The sequence below is a fragment of the Curtobacterium sp. LFS079 genome, from assembly GCF_047977865.1.
Taxonomy (GTDB): domain Bacteria; phylum Actinomycetota; class Actinomycetes; order Actinomycetales; family Micrococcaceae; genus Arthrobacter.
Genome location: NZ_JBFPFO010000010.1, coordinates 1 through 20,048, shown reverse-complemented (window position 1 = coordinate 20,048; position 20,048 = coordinate 1). Strand labels below are relative to the sequence as shown.

Below are 20,048 nucleotides of genomic sequence, written 5' to 3'. Positions count from 1 at the left end.
ATGTTCAAGCTCGGCTAACCTCGAAGGTATGACCCACGCCACACTGGCGGGGACCCGCGGAGATTAGGCCGGCCTTGGCCAGCGGCACACATGTCGCGCCATGGTCCTCGGTATTGGCACCAGGCCGCATCCGCCCGAGGTACAAGGAGACTTGCAGAATGACTGAGACTAGCTACGACTACGTCATCGTGGGTGGGGGAAGCGCCGGCTCCGTGCTGGCCAACCGTTTGAGCGAGGGTGGCACACACAGCGTCCTCGTGCTTGAAGCGGGCCGCAGCGACTACCCGTGGGATCTGTTCATCCAGATGCCGGCAGCCCTGACATTCCCCAGCGGCAACCCGCTCTACGACTGGCGCTACGAATCTGACCCGGAACCGCACATGGGCGGGCGCCGCGTTGCCCACGCCCGCGGCAAGGTCCTGGGCGGTTCCAGCTCCATCAACGGCATGATCTTCCAGCGTGGCAACCCCATGGACTACGAACGCTGGGGCGCCGATCCTGGCATGGAGAGCTGGAACTTCGCCAACTGCCTCCCGTACTTCCGCCGCATGGAGAACACCCTCGCCGCAGATCCCGACGACGAGTTCCGCGGCCACTCCGGCCCCTTGGTCCTCGAACGCGGCCCGGCCACCAACCCGCTGTTCCAGTCCTTCTTCCAGGCCGCCCAGCAGGCCGGCTTCCCGCTGACGGACGACGTCAATGGCTACCGCCAGGAAGGCTTCGCGCCCTTCGACCGCAACGTCCACAAAGGCCAGCGGCTCTCGGCCTCCCGTGCCTACCTGCGCCCGAACACCGGCCGCCCCAACCTCACCGTCCTCACCCGCGCCCTCGCCACGAAGGTCAACTTCAAGGGCAATGTGGCCACCGGCGTCACATACCGCCGCAACGGCAAGCTCCACACCGTCAATGCAGGCGAAGTGATCCTCTCCGGCGGCGCCATCAACACCCCGCAGCTGCTGCAGCTTTCCGGTGTGGGCGATGCCCAGCACCTGAAGTCCTTGGGCATCAACCCGGTAGTCAACCTCCCCGGCGTCGGTGAGAACCTGCAGGACCACCTCGAGGTCTACATCCAGCACGCCTGCACCCAGCCGGTTTCCATGCAGCCCGCGCTGGACGTTTGGCGCATGCCGTGGATCGGCATGCAGTGGCTCTTCGCCCGCAAGGGTCCGGCCGCCACCAACCACTTCGAAGGCGGCGGTTTCGTCCGCTCCAACGAGGACGTGGCGTACCCCAACCTGATGTTCCACTTCCTGCCGGTTGCTGTCCGCTACGACGGCCAGAAGGCGGACGCGAAGCACGGCTACCAGGTACACATCGGCCCCATGTACTCGGACGCCCGCGGCAGCCTGAAGATCAAGTCCACGGACCCCACGGTCCACCCGTCCATGGTGTTCAACTACCTCTCCACGGACCAGGACCGCCGCGAGTGGGTCGAAGCCGTGCGCATCTCCCGGGACATCCTGGGCCAGTCCGCCATGGCGCCCTTCAACGGCGGCGAGATCTCTCCCGGCCGCGGCGTGCAGACCGACAAGGAAATCCTGGACTGGGTCGCAGCCGATGCCGAAACGGCGCTGCACCCCTCCTGCACCGCGAAGATGGGGCCGGCGTCCGATCCCATGGCCGTGGTCAACCCGCTGGACATGTCCGTCCACGGCACCAAGGGCCTGCGCGTGGTGGACGCCTCCGCCATGCCTTACGTCACCAACGGAAACATCTACGCCCCGGTGATGATGTTGGCCGAACGTGCCTCCGACCTTATCCTCGGCAAGACGCCGCTTGCGGCACAGCACACCGAGTTCTACCGGCACGGGGTTTCGCCCCTGCAGCGGGACAAGTCCGCCAACGGCCAGGCAGTGGCGGGCTAAGGAGATGACAGTGATCGACATCCAAACAGAGGCCAGCGCAGTCAAGACGGTGCGCGGCATCTACATCGACGGCGGCTGGCACCAGGCATCCGACGGCGGAACAACGGTTGTGCGGTGCCCGGCGGACGGACGCGAGGTGGCTGTTGTCGCCTCGTCCACCGTCGAGGACGCGGAGCGGGCGATCGCCAGTGCCCGGGCTGCGTTCGAGGGTGGCCCGTGGCGCCGGCTGACGGACATCGAACGTGGCGAGGTCCTGCTTCGCATCGCCGGGCTGCTCGAGCGGGACAAAGCAGCTTATGCCCGGGCCGAGGCGCTGGACACAGGCAAGCGCCTGGTCGAGGCGGAATACGACATTGATGACATAGCCGCGTGTTTCCGCTACTACGGCAAGATCGCAGGCCTCGACGCCGGCCGGGTCATCGATACGGGCCGGCCCAATGCCATCAGCCGCGTGGTCTACGAACCGCTCGGCGTCTGTGCCCTCATTGCGCCGTGGAACTACCCACTCCTTCAGGCGGCCTGGAAGGTGGCGCCGGCGCTTGTTGCGGGGAACTCGTTCGTGCTCAAGCCCAGCGAGCTCACGCCGTCCACCTCCATCCTGCTCATGGAAACGCTGGCAGAAGCCGGGGTTCCCGCCGGTGTTGCGAACCTGGTCACCGGAAAGGGTTCGAGGGTGGGGCCCACGTTGAGTTCGGACCCGCGGGTGGATCTCGTCTCCCTGACCGGAAGCCTGGCCACTGGCCAAACCATCATGGCGGCGGCCTCGGAGACCGTGAAGCGCGTCGCGTTCGAGCTCGGCGGAAAGAACCCGAATGTGGTCTTCGCGGACGCGGACTGGGAGACCGCCGTCGACAACGCCCTGACCGCCGTCTTCCTGCACTCCGGCCAGGTCTGCTCGGCCGGGGCCCGGCTTGTTGTCGAGGAGACCATCGCGGAGCGCTTCGTCGCCGAGGTGGTGGAACGGGCGAAAAAGATCCGGCTGGGTGGGCCCTTTGATCCCGATGCGGAAACGGGCCCGCTCATTTCCGCCAAGCACCGCGACCAGGTCCATGCCTACGTCCAGGCCGGCATTGCGGAGGGCGCCGAGCTTTTGTGCGGCGGCTACATCCCCGACGACGGGCCGCTCGCGGACGGTTTCTTCTACCCGCCCACCGTGCTCGGTAACTGCCGCTCCGGCATGAGCGTGCTCCTGGAGGAGTCGTTCGGTCCGGTGTTGACCGTCGAGACCTTCCGGAGCGAAGCCGAGGCCGTTGCCATAGCCAACGACACGGAATACGGCCTGGCAGGGGCGGTGTGGACTTCGGACGCGTCGAAAGCGCAGCGCGTAGCGGCGGCTCTCCGGCATGGAACGGTGTGGATCAATGACTACCACCCGTACGTCCCCCAGGCGGAATGGGGCGGGTTCGGCAAGTCCGGCATTGGCCGTGAACTTGGCAGTGCCGGCCTCAACGAGTACCGCGAGGCCAAGCACATCTGGCAGAACATCCAACCTGCTCCCAGCGGTTGGTTTGGCCAGCCCGTCGCAGACCCGTCCACCGAAGGCTAGGACGGGCACGGCAACACACAAGGGGAATACCGCCCGGCCGTGCAACGAGGCACGGCCGGCGCGGTCCCGCCGGCCCTTTCTGTGGACGTTCTTCCGCGGGGCAAGGCGGTCACCATCGTGCTAAAGATTTAGGAGCTCAGATGTCAGAAATGCGCAGCACTGACACAAGCAAGGCCGCTGACAGCAGCGGAATGGACGAGTTTGGCTACGCCCAGACCCTCGACCGCAGTATCGGAAAGTTTGCAAGTTTTGCCGCCGGAGTCAGCTACATCTCCATCCTCACCGGCGTTTTCCAACTGTTCTACTTCGGATTCTCAACTGCCGGGCCGGCCTACGCCTGGTCCTGGCCCATCGTCTTCGTCGGCCAGTTGATGGTGGCGCTCTGCTTCGCGGAACTGGCCGGGCGCTACCCCGTGGCCGGTTCCGTCTACAACTGGGCCAAACGGCTCAGCACGGGCACCTGGGCCTGGCTTTCGGGCTGGCTCCTGCTCATCTCATCCATCGTGGCGCTGGGCTCGGTAGCCCTGGCCCTGCAGATCACCCTGCCGCAGCTCTGGAGCGGATTCCAGATCATCGGCGACGGGACCGGCCCGTATGACTTCGCCGTCAACGGCGTTCTGCTGGCCACCATCATGATCGTCATCTCAACCCTCATCAACGCCTTCGGCGTGAAGCTGATGACCAAGATCAACAGCATCGGCGTTTTCGTGGAGCTGATCGCCGCGGCGCTGCTCGTCGTGGCCCTGTTCTGGCATGTGGTCAACGGTCCGGGGGTCCTCTTCGACACTTCCGGTTTCGGTCACGACCACCCCATGGGCTTCTTCGGCGTGTTCCTGATCGCCGCCATGGCTTCGGGCTACGTCATGTACGGCTTCGACACGGCGTCCTCCCTCGGCGAGGAAACCAAGGATCCCAAGAAGACCGCTCCCAAGGCCATCATCCGGGCCGTCACGGCGTCCTTCCTGCTCGGCGGCCTGCTGCTCTTCGGCGGCATCCTCGCGGCCCCCAACCTCAAGGATCCCAAGATCGGCGAGGCCGACGGCGGCCTGCAGTACATCGTCCTGTCTGTGCTGGGCGGTCCGTTCGGAAAGGCCTTCCTGGCCTGCATCGTCGTGGCCGTGGTGGTCTGCACCCTGGCCGTGCACGCCGCCGCCATCCGCATGATGTTCGCCATGGCCCGGGATAACAACCTTCCGTTCAGCCGCCAGCTCAGCAAGGTGGACCCGGTCCGCAAGACCCCCGCTGTTGCCGCCATCGTGATCGGCGTCCTGGCCATCATCCCGCTGATCGTCAACGTGGCCCAGCCGGCCATCTTCACGATCCTTTCGAGCATCAGCATTGTGCTGATCTACCTCTCCTACCTGCTGGTCACCGTACCGATGCTGCGCCGTCGCTTCCTGAAGAAGTGGCCGCTACCCGACGAAGGTGGCGAGGTGGGCTTCAGCCTCGGCAAGTGGGGCTTCGTGGTGAACCTGCTGGCCGTGCTGTGGGGAGCGGCCATGACCCTGAACCTCATCTGGCCACGCCAGGAGATCTACAACTCTGTCCCGCCGTTCGAGTGGTACCTGCAGTGGGGCGGCGTCTTCTTCGTCGGCGCCGTGGCAGTCGCCGGAGTGCTGCTCTACCGCCTGAAGATCCGGCACCAGACCGGTGTCCTCGCCGAACACGCGGCGGGCGCTGCGCAGCCGGTGTCCGGAACTCCGCGGAATGCCGTTGTCGCGGAGAGGGCCGGGATTGACACCCGGGTGTGACGCCTGCCATATTTCAAGTACGCACTATGTGCATCGTGTTGTGTAATACGCAATTGGCTAACACTCAGCGGAGCCACTCTTTCGGGCATCCCGCCTACTCTTTCGGGTAGCCGAGTGCGGGGCGCTTCACTCGTAACATGGGTAAGTCGTATCGGCGATATTCGTCCGATCAACGGAAGGAAACAGAGCAATCGTGGTTCACAAGGTACAAGCGGTCGTTGTCAGGGAAAAGAACGCCCCTGCCACCATCGAGACCATCCTGGTCCCGGAGCCGGGCCCGGGCGAGGCGCTGGTCGACGTCCTGAGCTGCGGTGTCTGCCACACTGATCTGCACTACAAGCTCGGCGGTATCGGCAACGACTTCCCCTACCTGCTGGGCCACGAGTCCACGGCCGTGGTGAGCCAGGTGGGCCCCGACGTCACCGACGTCAAGCCCGGCGATCGGGTCATCTTGAACTGGCGCGCCGTCTGCGGCAATTGCCGCGCCTGTGCCAAGGGCCAGCCGCAGTACTGCTTCGCCACGCACAATGCCACCCAGAAGATGACCCTCGAGGATGGCACCCCGCTTTCCCCTGCGCTGGGCATCGGCTCCTTCGCGGAGAAGACCCTCGTCGCCGCAGGTCAGTGCACCAAGATCGACGACGACGTCGACCCCGCCGCCGTCGGCCTGCTCGGCTGCGGCATCATGGCCGGCATCGGCGCGGCCATGAACACCGGTGAGGTCAAGCGCGGCGAGTCCGTCGCCGTCATCGGCTGCGGCGGCGTCGGAATCGCAGCCGTCGCCGGGGCGAAGCTCGCGGGCGCGACGACGATCATCGCCGTCGACCTCGACCCCGCCAAGGTGGAACTCGCTAAGACCCTGGGCGCCACGCACGGCGTGGTTTCCAGTGAAACGGACGCAGTCGAGGCGATCCGCGACTTCACCGGGGGCAACGGCGCCGACGTCGTCATTGATGCCGTAGGCCGCCCTGAAACGTACAAGCAGGCCTTCTACGCACGCGACCTGGCAGGCCGTGTGGTCCTGGTGGGTGTCCCGACGCCGGAGATGACCCTGGAACTGCCGCTGCTGGACGTCTTCGGCCGCGGCGGTTCGCTGAAGTCCTCCTGGTACGGCGACTGCCTGCCCTCCCGCGACTTCCCGATGCTGGTGGACCAGTACCGCCTGGGCCGCCTGCCGCTGGATGCCTTCGTGACCGAGCGCATCGGCCTGGGCGACGTCGAGGCCGCGTTCGAGAAGATGCATCGCGGCGAGGTCCTGCGCTCGGTGGTGGAGCTCTGATGTCGGTCACCATTGAGAACCGGGTCACCTCGGGCACATTTTCCCTCGACGGCGGCACCTGGGACGTCGACAACAACGTCTGGATTGTCGGCAACGAGGAGGAGTGCGTGATCATCGACTCCCCGCACGACGCCGCCGCGATCGTCGAGCAGGTCCGCGGCCGCAAGGTCCTGGCAATCCTGATGACCCACGCGCACAACGACCACATCGGCGCCGCACGCGAGGTGGCGGCCGCCGTCGGCGCCCCCATCCACCTGCACCCGGAAGACATGGTGCTCTGGCAGCAGGTCTACCCGGACGCGCGGCCGGACAAATTCCTCTCCGACGGTGAGGAATTCACGGTGGGCGGCGCCACGCTGAAGGCGATCCACACGCCCGGGCACTCGCCCGGCTCCACTTGCTTCTACCTGGCGATCGAAGGAACCGTGTTCACGGGGGATACCCTGTTCAACGGCGGTCCTGGCGCCACCGGCCGCTCCTTCAGCGACTATCCGACCATCCTGTCCTCGATCCGGGAGCGCCTCCTGACGCTGCCGGCGGAAACGGTGGTGCGGACCGGGCACGGTGACAACACCACCATCGGCGCAGAGCGGGAAACCCTCGCGCAGCTGGCCAAATAGCAAACCGCAGTTCCACAGTGAGGCACAACCCGGAATGAAGTTCACCAAGCAGCCTGCACCAATCGCGGACATCGACGAAGCACAGCTTGAGGTCCACAAGCCCAAGACGGAAGCGGCCGGCGTCAAGGCCGTGATGGTCGCGCTCGAGCGCGCCGTGGCGCAGGCCGGGGTGAGCCGCACAGCCCAGTCGCTGCTGCGCCTGAACCAGAAAGGCGGCTTCGACTGCCCGGGGTGCGCCTGGCCGGAAACCGACGGCAAGCGCAAGGCCGCGGAATTCTGCGAAAACGGCGCGAAGGCCGTGGCGGAGGAAAACACCCTCCGAACCGTCGGGGCCGAATTCTGGGCGAAGCACTCCATCGCCGAACTCTCGCAGAAGACCGAGTACTGGCTGGGCAACCAGGGCAGGCTCAGCGAACCGGTGGTGATCCGCCCGGGGGAGACGCATTATTCGCCGATCTCGTGGGCGGACGCCTTCGACCTCATCGGCGAGCACGTCCGCGCGTCGACGCCGGACCGGTGCGTGTTCTACACCTCGGGCCGGACGGCGAACGAGACGGCGTTCATGTACCAGTTGTTCGCCCGCTCGCTGGGCACGAACAACCTGCCGGACTGCTCGAACATGTGCCACGAGTCCTCTGGCTCGGCCCTGAACCCGACCATCGGTATCGGCAAGGGCACCGTCTCGCTGGAGGACATCCATGAGGCCGAACTGATCTTCGTCGTCGGGCAGAACCCCGGCACCAACCACCCGCGCATGTTGTCCGCACTGGCGGAGTGCAAGGGCAACGGCGGCAAGGTGGTGGCCGTGAATCCGCTGCCTGAAGCGGGCCTGTTCAACTTCAAGGATCCGCAGACCTTCTCGGGTGTGGTCGGCAACGGCACGCCCCTTGCCGATGAATTCCTGCAGATCAAGGTGGGCGGTGACCTCGCACTCTTCCAGGCCCTGGGCCACCTGCTGCTGGAGGAAGAGAAGCGCAACCCGGGCACGGTGGTGGACCGGGCCTTCGTCGACTCGCAGACCGACGGTTTCGAAGCCTACGCAGCAGCCCGTTCCACGCTGGACTGGGAGCTCACCGAGCAGGCCACAGGCCTCGAGCGCGCACAGATCGAAACCGTGGCCGGCATGCTGCTGCGGTCGAAGGCCAGCATCTTCTGCTGGGCGCTCGGCGTCACGCAGCAGCCGCACTCGGTGGACACCATCAAGGAGATGGTGAACGTCCTCCTGCTCCAGGGTAACTTCGGCAAGCCGGGCGCCGGTGCCTGCCCGGTACGCGGACACTCGAATGTGCAGGGCGACCGCACTATGGGCGTCTGGGAGAAGCCCAACGAACGGCTGCTCGAGGCGCTGGACAAGGAATTCGGCATCGCCTCGCCGCGGGAGCACGGACACGACGCCGTGGAGACCCAGCATGCCCTGGAAAACGGCGACGTGGATGTGTTCGTTTGCATGGGCGGCAACTTTGCTGCGGCAGGTTCGGACACCGAGGCGCTGGAAGCCGGCATGAAGCGCGCCGGGCTCACGGTCCATGTGTCCACGAAGCCCAACCGCTCCCACGTGGTGCACGGCCGGACCTCCCTGATACTGCCCACGCTGGGCCGCACGGACCGGGACGACAAGCACGCCAAGGGCATGCAGTTCCTCTCCGTGGAGAACTCCATGTCCGTGGTCCACTCCACCCAAGGCAGGCTCCAGCCGGTCTCGGACCACCTGCTTGCGGAACCGGTAATCATCGCCCGCATGGCCGAGGCCGTCTTCGGCCCGGAACACTCCGTAGACTGGCGCGCGATGGCCGAGGACTACGACGTCATCCGCGACCACGTTTCCCGCGTCATTCCGGGCTTCGAAGACTTCAATACCCGGGTCCGGAACAAGAGCGGCTTCGTGCTGCCCAACCCGCCGCGCGATACCCGCAGCTTCGCCACAGACATCGGCCGGGGCCGCTTCACGGTCAGCCCGCTGGAGTTCCTGACGCCGCCGGCTGGCCACCTGGTGCTGCAGACCCTGCGCAGCCACGATCAGTACAACACCACCTTCTACGGCCTGGACGACCGCTACCGTGGCATTTCCGATGGCCGCCGCGTGATCCTGGTGCACCCGAAGGACCTGGCCGCGCAGGGTTTCGAGGACCGGGACATGGTTGACGTGATCAGCGTTTTCGCGGGAACCGAACGCCGCGCGGACAAGTTCCGGCTGGTGGCGTACCCCACCGCCGAGGGCTGCGCCGCGGCGTACTTCCCGGAAGCCAACGCGCTGGTGCACAAGGAAAACGTGGCCCGGGTGTCGAACACCCCCGGCTTCAAGGCGATGTTCGTCCGCTTCGTGCCGCACGTGGAGGCGGCGGAGTAGCGGGCCCCTTTCAAGGCAGCCGGTTCCTTTCGGAGTAAGGCATGACGGCGACATTCCGCACCGGGCGGAGTGTCGCCGTCGTTCGATAACCGACTGCCCTCAGCGGCTGAGCCGCAGCACCGCCGCGTTCGCACCCACGATCACCAGGATTCCTGACCACTGCAGGGGGTCCAAGGACTGGCCGAGTACCAGCCCGATCAAGGCCGCGAACACCGGGTTGATGCTCATCAGGATGCCGAACAAGCCGGCCGGAACACGGCGCAATGCCAGCAGGTCGGCGATGTAGGGCACCACGGAGGCCAGCACGCCCGCGCCCGCCGCGCAGAGGATTACGAACCAGTCCACCGGCCTGCTGAACAGGATGACGACGGCAACCGGCAGGAACGCCGCGGCGGAAACAGCCATCGCCGCGGCCGTGCCCTGGATGCCCGGGATGCGTTGCCCGATGGTGCGGTTCAGCAAGATGTAGGAGGCCCAGCTCGCAGCCCCCACCAGCCCCATGCCGATGCCGAGGTAGTCCGTGGACGGCCCCGGCTGCGTGATGGCCAGGACGCCGGCGGTCGCCGCGAGGGCACAAACGGCCCCCGCTTTGCTGCGGGAGGCGAACAGCGCAATGGAGAGCGGGCCCAGGAACTCCAGGGTCACCGCCAGGCCCAGGCCGATCCGGTCGATGGCCGAATACAGGCCCAGGTTCATGGTGCCGAAGACCACGGCCAGCAGGAACACAGGCCAAAGCTGTTGCCGCGTGAAACTCCTGAACCGGGGCCGGGCGATGGGCAGCAGCACTGCAGCCGCGATCAGTTGCCGCACAGCCACCACGCCCAGCGGGCCGATCGCGGGGAACGCCAGGGACCCGCTTGCCGCGCCCAGCTGGTTTGACAGGGAACTGGCCATCAGTGTCGCCACACCGCGGGCCGTTCCGCTCACCTTGCCATCGCTCATGCGGATAGTCTGTGCCGCTTCGGGACTTCCGCATAATGCACGACACGGCGTATTCATGCGTCTTCCGCATGAATAGAATCGCCTCATGGAGATCGAATTCCGGCAGCTGCGGTGCTTCATCGCGGTAGTGGACGAGGGCACCTTCACCGACGCCGGAATCAGCCTGGGGATCTCGCAGACGGCGGTTTCGCGGAACCTCGCCGCCCTTGAGGAACATCTCGGCGTCCGGCTCATCCACCGCACCACGCGCACTGTCTCCCTGACGGAGGCGGGGGAGCGGGCCTTGGCGCACGCGCGGCGGGCGCTTGCCGCCGTCGTCGGGCTGGAAGGGGCAGTGCAGGGTGGCGGGCGGCTGCGGCTCGGCTACGCCTGGTCCGCCTTGGGCCGCCACACGCTGGAGTTGCAGCGCCGCTGGGCGGCCGAATGCCCGGATACGGAGCTTGAGCTGGTCATGGACAACAGCCCGACCGCGGGGCTGCTGGAGGGGGCGAGCGACGTCGCGATCCTGCGGCGCGTGCCGCCATCTGGAAAGACCGTGGCCCGGAACGTGGAGCTGCGGCGGATCGGCACGGAAAAGCGCTACTGTGCCATGGCCGCGGACGACCCCCTAGCCGGCCGCCGAAGCGTGGGCCTGGCCCAGATCGCGGACAAGGCATTGGCCATCGACGTGCGGACCGGGAGCACCACCTTGGAGCTTTGGCCTCCGGAGTCCAGGCCTGCCAGGACCGTGGAAATCCACAGCGTGGACGACTGGCTGACGCTCATCAGCAGCGGCAAGGCCCGCGGCGTAACGGCAGAGGCCACGGCGCACCAATACCGGCGCCGCGGCCTCGTGTACCGGCCTGTGCGGGACGCCCCGCCGGTGCCGGTCCACGTCGCGTGGGTGAAGGGCGAGCTGCCCGCGGCGGGGCGGAGGCTCATTGCCCTGCTGGAGGAGCTGTACGACGAACATCCCGCGGAGCGGCCCCATGCCGGCAAATGACCGGCTCAAACGTTGGTTACCCGCCGAAATTTCGGCGTGTAACCAACGTTTGGGCCGGTGGAACTCAGGAAGGGCGCCGAACCGCGCCCGGCGAACCCCTACAGCGTGGCCGTATCGATCACGAAGCGGTAGCGCACGTCCGAGGCGAGGACGCGTTCGTAGGCTTCGTTGATCTTCTCTGCCGGGATGACCTCGATCTCGGCCCCGATGCCGTGTTCGGCGCAGAAGTCGAGCATCTCCTGGGTCTCCCGGATGCCGCCGATGTTGGAGCCGGCCAGGGACTTGCCGCCCCCGATCAGGCTGAAGATGCGCAGGTCCAGGGGCTCGCCGGGGGCGCCTACGCACACCAGGGCGCCGTGCGGCTTGACCAGGCGCAGGTAGTCGTCCAGGGAGATGACCGCGCTGACGGTGTTGATGATGAGGTCGAAGCTGCCGGCCAGGTCCTCGAATGTGGCGGGCTCGCTCGTGGCGTAGTAGTGGTCGGCACCCAGGCGGAGGCCGTCTTCCTGCTTCTTGAGCGACTGGGACAGGACAGTGACCTCGGCACCCATGGCGTGGGCCAGCTTGACTGCCATGTGGCCGAGGCCGCCCAGGCCGATCACGGCGACCTTCTTGCCCGGGCCGGCGCCCCAGCGGCGCAGCGGGGAGTACGTGGTGATGCCGGCGCACAGCAGCGGCGCGGCGACGTCGAGGTCCAGGCCTTCGGGGATCCGGACCGCGAAGGCCTCATCCACCACCACATGGCTGGCGTACCCACCCTGGGTGACGGAGCCGTCGCGGTCGGTGGCGGCGTAGGTGCCGACGTTGCCGTTCAGGCAGTCCTGTTCCTGGCCGGCCAGGCACTGCTCGCACTCGCGGCAGGAGTTGACCATGCAGCCGACGCCGACGCGGTCGCCTGCCTTGTGGCGGGTCACCGCGCTGCCGACCTCGGTAACAATGCCGGCGATCTCGTGGCCTGGAGTCAGCGGGTAGGGGACGGGGCCCCAGTCGCCGCGGACGGTGTGGATGTCGGAGTGGCAGATGCCGGCGAACTTGATGTCGATCAGGATGTCGTTCGGGCCGAGCTCGCGGCGTTCGATGGTGCTGGGGACAAGGGGTTCCGTAGCGGATGTAGCAGCGTAGGCCTTGGCAATAGTCATGTTTAAAGCCTAGGGGGTACAGACGGGGCCGAGGGAGGCCCTGTCTGTACCCCCTAAAGCGGGAATAACAGCGGAATAAGCTCGTCAGCCGCGGATGCGCCCCATGCCGGGGTCGAACAGCGGCTCGGCGGTCACCGTTGCCGGGATGCGCTCACCGAAGTACTCGATTTCCACCGCATCGCCGACTCCGACGACGGCGGGCAGCCAGGCATAGGCGATCGGCGTGTGGATCGAGAAACCGTAGGCGGCACTGGTGACGTAACCTGCGGCGGAGCCGTTGACGTACACCGGTTCCTTGCCCAGCACGATCGAGGTGCCGTCGTCGACGGTCAGGCAGCGCAGCACCTTCGCGGCCGGCTCTTCCTTCCGGACGGCCAGCGCCTCGGCGCCCACAAAGCCCACCTTGTCCTTGGCCACGGAGAAGCCCAGGCCGGACTGGTAGGGGTCGTGTTCGGTGTTCATGTCCGTGCCCCAGAGGCGGTAGCCCTTCTCCAGGCGCATGCTGTTGAACGCGCCACGGCCTGCCGCGACGATGCCGAATTCCTGGCCTGCCTCGAAGAGCAGGTCCCACAGCTTCAGGCCGTACTCGGCGGTGGTGTAGAGCTCCCAGCCGAGTTCACCCACGTAGGACAGCCGCCAGGCGCTTACGGGGATGCCGCCCACGGAAATTTCCTTGGTGCGGAAGTACTTCAGGCCGTCGTTGCTCAGGTCATCGCTGCTGAGCTTGCCGATGACCTCGCGAGCCAGCGGGCCCCACAGGCCGATGCAGCAGGTGCTGCCGGTGATGTCGGTGACGTGTGCCCACTGGGACGGATCTTCGGCGGACTGCTTGCGGGCCTCGACGCGCAGGTAGTCGAAGTCCACGTTGCTGTTGACGCCCAGCTGGAACTTCTCCTGCTCCAGGCGCGCCACTGTCACGTCACTGCGGATGCCGCCGTCGTGCTCCAGCAGGAGGCAGTAGGTGACGGCGCCGGGCTTCTTCGTGATGTTTCCGGTGCTGAGGCGGTGCAGCAGCGCTTCGGCACCGGGGCCGACGACCTGCAGCCGCTTGAGCGGCGTCATGTCGTAGAGCCCGACGGCGGTACGCGTCTTCCACGCTTCGGCGGCGGAGATGGGGGAGTGGAACATATTGGCCCAGGACTCGCGCTCCGGCGCCTGCCATTCGGCCGGCAGCTCTTCGAGCAGGCCGCGGTTGGCCTCGAACCAGTGCGGGCGCTCCCAGCCGGCGGATTCCAGGAAGAAGGCGCCCAGTTCCTTCTGCCGCACATTGAAGGGGCTCACCCGGAGGTCACGCGGGGATTCCTTGGGCTGCAGCGGGTGCAGGATGTCGTAGATCTCCACGAAGTTCTGCTGGGAGGTCTCGCTGACGTACTGGTCCGAGGTCTGCACCTTTTCGAAACGGGTCAGCTCGGTGCCGTGCAGGTCGGTGCGCGAACGGCCTTCGACCAGCAGCTCGGCCACGGCCTTGGCCACGCCGGAGGAGTGCGTCACCCACACGGCCTCGGCCACGAAGAAACCGGCGAGGTCCGGGTGCTCGCCGATCAGCGGGCCACCGTCGGGGGTGAAGGAGAAGATGCCGTTGAAGCCGTCCTCGATCGCGGTGCTGCGCAGTGCCGGCAGGAGGTCCTGGCTGTCTTCCCAGGCGGGCAGGAAGTCCTCCAGGGTGAAGTCCAGGCGCGACGGCATCTTGTGGTCCGACATTTCCTCGGCGGACACCTTGGGCAGGGCGGACATATCCACCGGCATCGGGCGGTGGGCGTAGCTGCCGATGCCGATCCGGTTGCCCCATTCGCGGTAGTACAGGTCCTTGTCCTGGTAGCGCAGGATCGGCTTGCTGGCGCCCTTGGGCAGCTCGTTGACGCCTTCGAGCTCGGCCAGCGGGGTGGTGACGACGTACTGGTGGGCCAGAGGCAGCAGCGGCACTTCCAGGCCCACCATTTTGCCGAGCTCGCGGCCCCAGAAACCGGCGCAGGAGACCACGATGTCAGCCGGGATCACGCCGTCGGACGTTTCCACGCCGGTGACCTTGCCGCCCTCCTGGGCAATGCCGGTGACCGTGGTGGAGCCGAGGTAAGTCACGCCGCGCTCGCGGGTGCGCTCGATCAGCAGTTGCACGGCACGCGCGGCGAGGGCCAGCCCGTCGGTGGGGATGAGCAGGCCGCCCAGGACCTCGCGATCTCCGGTGAGCTTCCCGGTGTTCAGCAGCGGGTAGATCTTTTCGCATTCATCGGCGTCAATGATCCGGCTTTCGACGCCCCAGGAGGTCATCACACCCATCTTGCGCTTGAGGTCGGCTAGGCGTTCCGGGGTGGTGGCCAGCTCCAGGCCGCCCACCTGGTTGAAGCAGGCCTGGCCGTCCTTGCTCAGGGAGAGCAGTTTGTTGACCGTGTAGGTGGCGAACTCGGTCATGGTCCTGGACGGGTTGTTCTGGAACACCAGGCCGGGGGCGTGCGAGGTGGAACCGCCGGCGAGTTCCAGCGGTCCTTGTTCGACGACCGTGATGTTGTCCCAGCCGCGGCTGGACAGTTCATCCGCAAGGTTGGTGCCTACGATGCCGGCGCCGATGATGACGACGCGTGGTGATGCGCTCATGGGGGTGATTTCTCCTGTTGGCTTAGGGGGCGTCCGCGCTAGCGGAAGACGACGGTGCGGGTGTTGTTGAGCAGGACCCGGTGCTGGCAATGCCATCTGACCGCCCGGGAAAGGGCCTGCGATTCGGCGTCCCTGCCCACGGTCACCAGGGCATTCGGGTCCAGGCTGTGGTCCACCCGGAACACCTCCTGCTCGATGATCGGGCCCTCGTCCAGGTCAGCCGTGACGTAGTGGGCGGTGGCGCCGATGAGCTTCACGCCCCGGTCGTAGGCCTGGTGGTATGGCTTGGCGCCCTTGAACCCGGGCAGGAAGGAATGGTGGATGTTGATCGCCCGGCCCCGCAGGGTCTTGGTGAGGCCGTCGGAGAGCACCTGCATGTAGCGGGCCAGGACCACCAGGTCGGCCTGGTACTCCTCGACCAGCTCCAGCAGGCGTGCCTCCGCCTGCGGCTTGGTGTCCGCGGTGACCGGGACGTGGATGAACGGCAGTCCGGCTGCCTCCGCCATGGGGCGCAGGTCCTCGTGGTTGGAAACGACGACGGCGATCTCCGCGCCGAGGCTGCCGGCCCGCCAGCGGAAGATGAGGTCGTTGAGGCAGTGGCCGAACTTCGAGACCATCACCAGCAGGCGCTGGGGGCGTCCGTCGTGGATGGTGAACTCCATGTCGAATTCTTCGGCCACGCTGGCGAACTCCGCGTTCAGGCTTTCCGCGGAGACTCCCTCGTCTTCGGACTCGGGAGTGCTGCCCACCGTGAACGCCGTGCGGAGGTAGAGCTTGCCGCTGACGTGGTCGTCGAACTGCTGGTGCTCCACGATATCGAAGCCGCGGTCCGCGAGGAAGCCGGTGATGGCCCGGACGATCCCGGGGCGCTCGGGGCAGGCGAGGGTAAGGACATACTGGGTGGTGCCGGTGGTGCCGGCCGTGGCAACGGCGCCGGCTTCCGCCGTTGCGCCGCCGGTGGGCCGGCCTTCAAGGATGGTGGTCACGGTTTCTCCTGGTTATTTGCGGGGCTGTCGGTTTTGTTGCCGGTGCAGTGTTCGTCGCATTCGTGTTTGGTGACGAGGTCGAATTGGACGCCGCCGTGTTGTTCGACGCCGGTGCGGATGGCGCGTTCAACGACGGAGTCGGCGAGCCGGCGTCGCAGGGACAAAGGGTCGCGGCGGAGGTCGCGGGTGAGGGCGATGCAGAGCAGGAACATCACCAGCACGAAAGGCAGTGCCGCCACGATGGTGAGCCGTTGCAGGCCGGATAGTGCTTCGGAGGGTTGGTCTCCGCCGGCCAGGAGCATGACGGCAGCCACTGCTCCGGTGAGGGTGCCAAAGAAGATGACAACTCCCCGGCGCGGTTCCTCGGCACCGTTGGAGCTGAGGGATCCCATCACGATGGAGGCGGCGTCGGCGCCGGTGATGAAGAAGATTGCTACTAGTACCATCGCCAGGACGATCACCGCGGAGATGGCCCAGCCGGGCATCTCGAGGTTCTTGACCAGGTCGAAGAGGGCGCCGTCGAAGTTGATGGTGGAGACGCCGTCGACCATCTTAGCGATGCCGTCCGTCGTGTCGGCGGTCTTGTCGGCTGCTTGCTGGATGTGGAACGCGGTTCCGCCGAAGATGCCGAACCAGATCACGGAGACGATGCTCGGCACGAGGAGGACGCCGGTGACGAACTGGCGGATGGTGCGGCCGCGGCTGATCCGGGCGATGAAGAGGCCCACGAAGGGCGTCCAGGAAATCCACCAGGCCCAGTAGAAGATGGTCCAGCCGGACATCCACTTGCGCAGGGCTTCGTCTCCGACTGCTTCGGTGCGGGAGGACATGGTGGCGAGGTCGCGGATGTAGTCGCCCACGGCCGAAGGAATGAGGTTGAGGATGAACAGGGTGGGGCCGGCAACGAACACGACGACGGCCAGGACGACGGCCAGGACCATGTTGATGTTGGACAGCCACTGGATACCGCGGCTGATGCCGGACACGGCGGAGGCCACGAAGCAGAAGGTCAGTACGGCCACGATCACCACGAGGACCGGGGTGCCGACCTCGCCCGCCCAGCCGTTGGAGGTGATGCCGCTGCCGATCTGCAGGGCCCCCAGGCCCAGGGATGCGGCGGTTCCGAAGAGCGTGGCGAAGATGGCGAGGATGTTGATGAACTTGCCCACCGGTCCCTCGACGGCGCGGACGCCGAAAATCGAGGTGAACGCCACGGAGATCAGCTGGCGGCGGCCCAGGCGGTACGTTCCGTATGCCATGGCGATGCCCACGACGGCATACATCGCCCAGGGGTGCAGGGTCCAGTGGAAGATCGAGGTTGCCATGGCGGTCTGGATGGCTTCGGGGGTGTGGCCGTCCACGGTGCCCGGCGGCGGCGAGATGAAGTGGTAGAGCGGTTCGGCCACACCGTAGAACATCAGGCCGATGCCCATGCCCGCGGCGAACATCATGGAGACCCAGGAGACCGTGCGGTACTCGGGCTTTTCACCGTCCTTGCCGAGCGGGATGTTGCCGAACCTGCCAAGGGCAAGCCAGAGGATGAACACCACGAACAGAGAAGCCAGGACCATGAAGAGCCAGCCGGTGTATTCCATGACCCAGTCCAGGACGCTCTGGGAAGTGGTTGCCAGGCTGTCCCTGCCGAGGAATCCCCAGAGGACGAAGGCGATAGCGATGACGCCGGTGATCCCAAAAGTCACCTTGTCCAGGACAAGGTTCCGGTTGCGGCGCTCCGTGACGGCTTTCTCGGTCCTGGACTGGCGCAGTTCCTGGAGGATCTGCCGGTTCAGTTCGCCGTCGCTGTCTTCTCCAGGTTCCGTCACCTGCTTGTCGACCTCGGATTCAAGGTTGCTGAGCGCGCTTTCTTCGGCGCGCAGTTCCAAATCGTTGCCTTCTTCTATTGAGCTGCTTTGGTCTATCTCGCTGTTCAAGGTCATTGAGGGGAGTCCTTTACCGGCGCGGGGGGAGTGGATTTTTCAGACGTGGCCGTCAACAGTCAGGCCTCGGGCCAGGGGAGCGTCCTGATACGTGCAGGTGTCATCAATAGCAAAGAGTCCGCTTCCGCGCGGAAGGCTGCAATCGGCGGAGCGGCGTGGAGGCGCAGGGCCCCGCGGTGTGCCAATCCGCTGAGCAGGCATGCCTTGTGCATGGGGGACCTCTCTTGCATTCGGGATCGTGAAAGACGAAGTGTCCGGTCCGTTCGGTCAGTTCCGCAGGGATCAACACGCTTCGCAATATGCAACAGCGTGCGCCAGCTCACAGTACTTGTCAAGAACTTTCTGCTCTGTTTCCTCTCTGTTTTGCATGCCTTGACAGCGGACGTGTCATGGATCACGCTGTTTCATATAGTGCTTGCTGTTGCGTATTAAGCGGTTTCGAGGCATTTTGCGTCTCGAGGTATTGCGGGAACGGGCAGCGGCAACGAACACAGCGCGTACTGAACAAAGGTGTTGAGAATGCAGACGCTCGCGATTGTCGGAGCCTCCCTGGCCGGTCTTTCCGCCGCCAGGGCGGCCCGCGCCCAGGGTTTCGCCGGACGCCTGGTCATCATTGGCGATGAACGGCACCGGCCATACGACCGTCCGCCTCTTTCCAAGGAATTCCTGCTCGGCACGATCACCGCAGAAGACCTGCTGTTGGAATCGCCGGACGACGGCCTGCAGGCCGACTGGCTCCTGGGGTCCGACGCCGTCTTCCTCGACTCCGATTCACGCACCGTTGTGCTCCGCAACGGTGGCAGCGTGCAGGCCGACGGCATCGTCATCGCCACCGGTGCCCGGGCCCGCTCCCTGCCGACCCTCGCCGGCCTGAGCAACGTCTTCACCCTGCGCACCATCGACGATGCCCAGCGCCTGGCGCCGGAATTGGTCGAGGGCAGCCGGATGGTGGTCATCGGTGCCGGCTTCGTTGGCGCGGAAGTTGCCTCCTCGGCGCTTTCCCGTGGCATGGAGGTGACGATGATCGACACCAACGAGGTACCCTTCGCTCGGCAGCTCGGGGCCGAGATGGGCGGCGTCATCGCGGGACTGCACCTCGAGAAGGGCGTGGACCTTATTTCCTCCGCCACCATCGAAGACTTCTACAGCTCCGAAGGCAACGTAACAGGCCTGCGTCTTTCCAACGGGCGCTACGTCGGCGCCGACGTGGTGGTGGTCGACTTCGGAGCCCATCCGAACACCGAATGGCTGGTGGGTTCTGGCCTCAAGGTCGACGGCGGTGTGGTGTGCGATGCGATGGGTCGTACCAACGTGCCGGGCATTGTCGCCGTCGGTGACTGTGCCGCCTGGTTCGACGACGCCGCCGGGACGCACCGCCGGATTGAACACTGGACCGGTGCCTTGGAGCGCCCCGCCCTGGCTGTCGCGGCCCTGTTGGACGAAGACGCCCCGCAGCAGCCGGTCAAGGCCCCCTACTTCTGGTCCGACCAGCACGGGGTCAAGATGCAGTTCGCCGGCTACTCGGCAGGCCACGACCGCATGGAGATCGAGGCCGGGGATCCCGCCGAACGCAGCCTCCTTGCGGTCTACTACCGCGGCGATGAAGCCGTGGCCGTGCTGGGCCTCAACCAACCCAGGCTCTTCACGAAATGGCGGCGTGGCTTGGCCGCACAGCGGCCTGCGGCGGCCGCTTCCGCGGCCCAGGCCGTCCTGACTGGTGCCGGCGGCTGACAAGGCGCACCGCGCCGTCAAAGCCGGCTGATCCGGCAAAACCAAGCAACCTCCGCAGCACGAAACCCCGGCCGGCGTTCATCACGCGGGCCCGGGGTCTTTCGTGCTTTCAGGATCAGCCTCGCGTAAAGCCCATCTTGGCGCTGATCCGGTGCGCGCTTCTGCGTAGACCGCGCCCGTTGGCTTCAATTTCCCGGTCTATCCGCCCGCGAAGGGTGGCAGGATGTCGATGGTGTCGTCCGTGCCGAGCGTCATGGAGCGGTCGCGGACGGCGGTTTCGTTGCGGAGGAAGCTGCTGCGGGTGAGGATGCGTGCCAGGGGTGGTGTGCCG

Annotated in this window: 13 protein-coding genes and 1 pseudogene; 8 read left to right on the top strand and 6 right to left on the bottom strand. The window is 66.2% G+C overall.

Translation table 11 applies throughout. From position 1 onward, the window contains the following. Positions 1-158: 158 nt before the first annotated feature. The 6 genes from betA to ACNQPB_RS15300 all read left to right on the top strand — a co-directional run bounded on the left by betA (position 159) and on the right by ACNQPB_RS15300 (position 9,408). Entirely contained in the window at positions 159-1,865 is a 1,707-nt protein-coding gene (betA, locus tag ACNQPB_RS15325; RefSeq protein ID WP_498753122.1) for a choline dehydrogenase, read from the top strand. A 4-nt stretch (positions 1,866-1,869) separates the two neighbouring features. Then, positions 1,870-3,411, top strand: coding sequence for an aldehyde dehydrogenase family protein (locus ACNQPB_RS15320; RefSeq protein ID WP_498753120.1), 1,542 nt, complete (start codon positions 1,870-1,872; stop codon positions 3,409-3,411). 149 nt (positions 3,412-3,560) lie between these two features. Next, positions 3,561-5,162 (top strand): APC family permease, encoded by a 1,602-nt coding sequence (locus tag ACNQPB_RS15315; RefSeq protein WP_498753118.1) that lies wholly within the window; start codon positions 3,561-3,563, stop codon positions 5,160-5,162. A gap of 193 nt (positions 5,163-5,355) precedes the next feature. Beyond that, the gene (locus ACNQPB_RS15310) at positions 5,356-6,441 is read left to right on the top strand and encodes an S-(hydroxymethyl)mycothiol dehydrogenase (RefSeq protein ID WP_498753117.1); all 1,086 of its coding nucleotides are present in this window, start codon (positions 5,356-5,358) and stop codon (positions 6,439-6,441) included. Beyond that, entirely contained in the window at positions 6,441-7,061 is a 621-nt protein-coding gene (locus ACNQPB_RS15305; RefSeq protein ID WP_498753115.1) for an MBL fold metallo-hydrolase, read from the top strand. Before ACNQPB_RS15310 ends, ACNQPB_RS15305 begins: the two co-directional genes overlap by 1 nt. A gap of 34 nt (positions 7,062-7,095) precedes the next feature. Beyond that, positions 7,096-9,408 (top strand): FdhF/YdeP family oxidoreductase, encoded by a 2,313-nt coding sequence (locus ACNQPB_RS15300; protein ID WP_498753114.1) that lies wholly within the window; start codon positions 7,096-7,098, stop codon positions 9,406-9,408. Positions 9,409-9,507: 99 nt separating this feature from the next. Here ACNQPB_RS15300 and ACNQPB_RS15295 read toward each other — a convergent pair whose 3' ends face one another. Continuing rightward, a complete protein-coding gene (locus ACNQPB_RS15295) occupies positions 9,508-10,350 on the bottom strand; it encodes an EamA family transporter (RefSeq protein ID WP_498753112.1) in 843 nt (280 codons plus the stop codon). Positions 10,351-10,435: 85 nt separating this feature from the next. On the opposite strand from ACNQPB_RS15295, the gene ACNQPB_RS15290 reads away from it, so the two are divergent. Continuing rightward, complete coding sequence (locus ACNQPB_RS15290) at positions 10,436-11,332, top strand: LysR family transcriptional regulator (protein WP_498753111.1); 897 nt, start codon at positions 10,436-10,438, stop codon at positions 11,330-11,332. Between the two features lie 98 nt (positions 11,333-11,430). On the opposite strand, the gene ACNQPB_RS15285 is transcribed toward ACNQPB_RS15290, so the two are convergent. The 4 genes from ACNQPB_RS15285 to ACNQPB_RS15270 all read right to left on the bottom strand — a co-directional run bounded on the left by ACNQPB_RS15285 (position 11,431) and on the right by ACNQPB_RS15270 (position 17,986). Then, positions 11,431-12,471 carry an NAD(P)-dependent alcohol dehydrogenase gene (locus tag ACNQPB_RS15285; RefSeq protein WP_498753109.1) on the bottom strand — a complete coding sequence of 347 codons (1,041 nt, stop codon included), beginning with the start codon at positions 12,469-12,471 and terminating at the stop codon, positions 11,431-11,433. 84 nt (positions 12,472-12,555) lie between these two features. Beyond that, positions 12,556-15,063 carry a GcvT family protein gene (locus ACNQPB_RS15280; protein ID WP_498753107.1) on the bottom strand — a complete coding sequence of 836 codons (2,508 nt, stop codon included), beginning with the start codon at positions 15,061-15,063 and terminating at the stop codon, positions 12,556-12,558. Positions 15,064-15,101: 38 nt separating this feature from the next. Beyond that, positions 15,102-16,049, bottom strand: a complete 948-nt coding sequence (gene purU / locus ACNQPB_RS15275; RefSeq protein WP_498753105.1) for a formyltetrahydrofolate deformylase — start codon at positions 16,047-16,049, stop codon at positions 15,102-15,104. Then, complete coding sequence (locus ACNQPB_RS15270; RefSeq protein ID WP_498753103.1) at positions 16,046-17,986, bottom strand: BCCT family transporter; 1,941 nt, start codon at positions 17,984-17,986, stop codon at positions 16,046-16,048. Before ACNQPB_RS15270 ends, purU begins: the two co-directional genes overlap by 4 nt. A 519-nt stretch (positions 17,987-18,505) precedes the next feature. On the opposite strand from ACNQPB_RS15270, the gene ACNQPB_RS15265 reads away from it, so the two are divergent. After that, positions 18,506-19,717, top strand: a complete 1,212-nt coding sequence (locus ACNQPB_RS15265) for an NAD(P)/FAD-dependent oxidoreductase (protein WP_498753102.1) — start codon at positions 18,506-18,508, stop codon at positions 19,715-19,717. A 198-nt stretch (positions 19,718-19,915) separates the two neighbouring features. Here ACNQPB_RS15265 and ACNQPB_RS15260 read toward each other — a convergent pair. Further along, a pseudogene (locus ACNQPB_RS15260) lies at positions 19,916-20,048 on the bottom strand (MoaD/ThiS family protein); the annotation flags it as partial.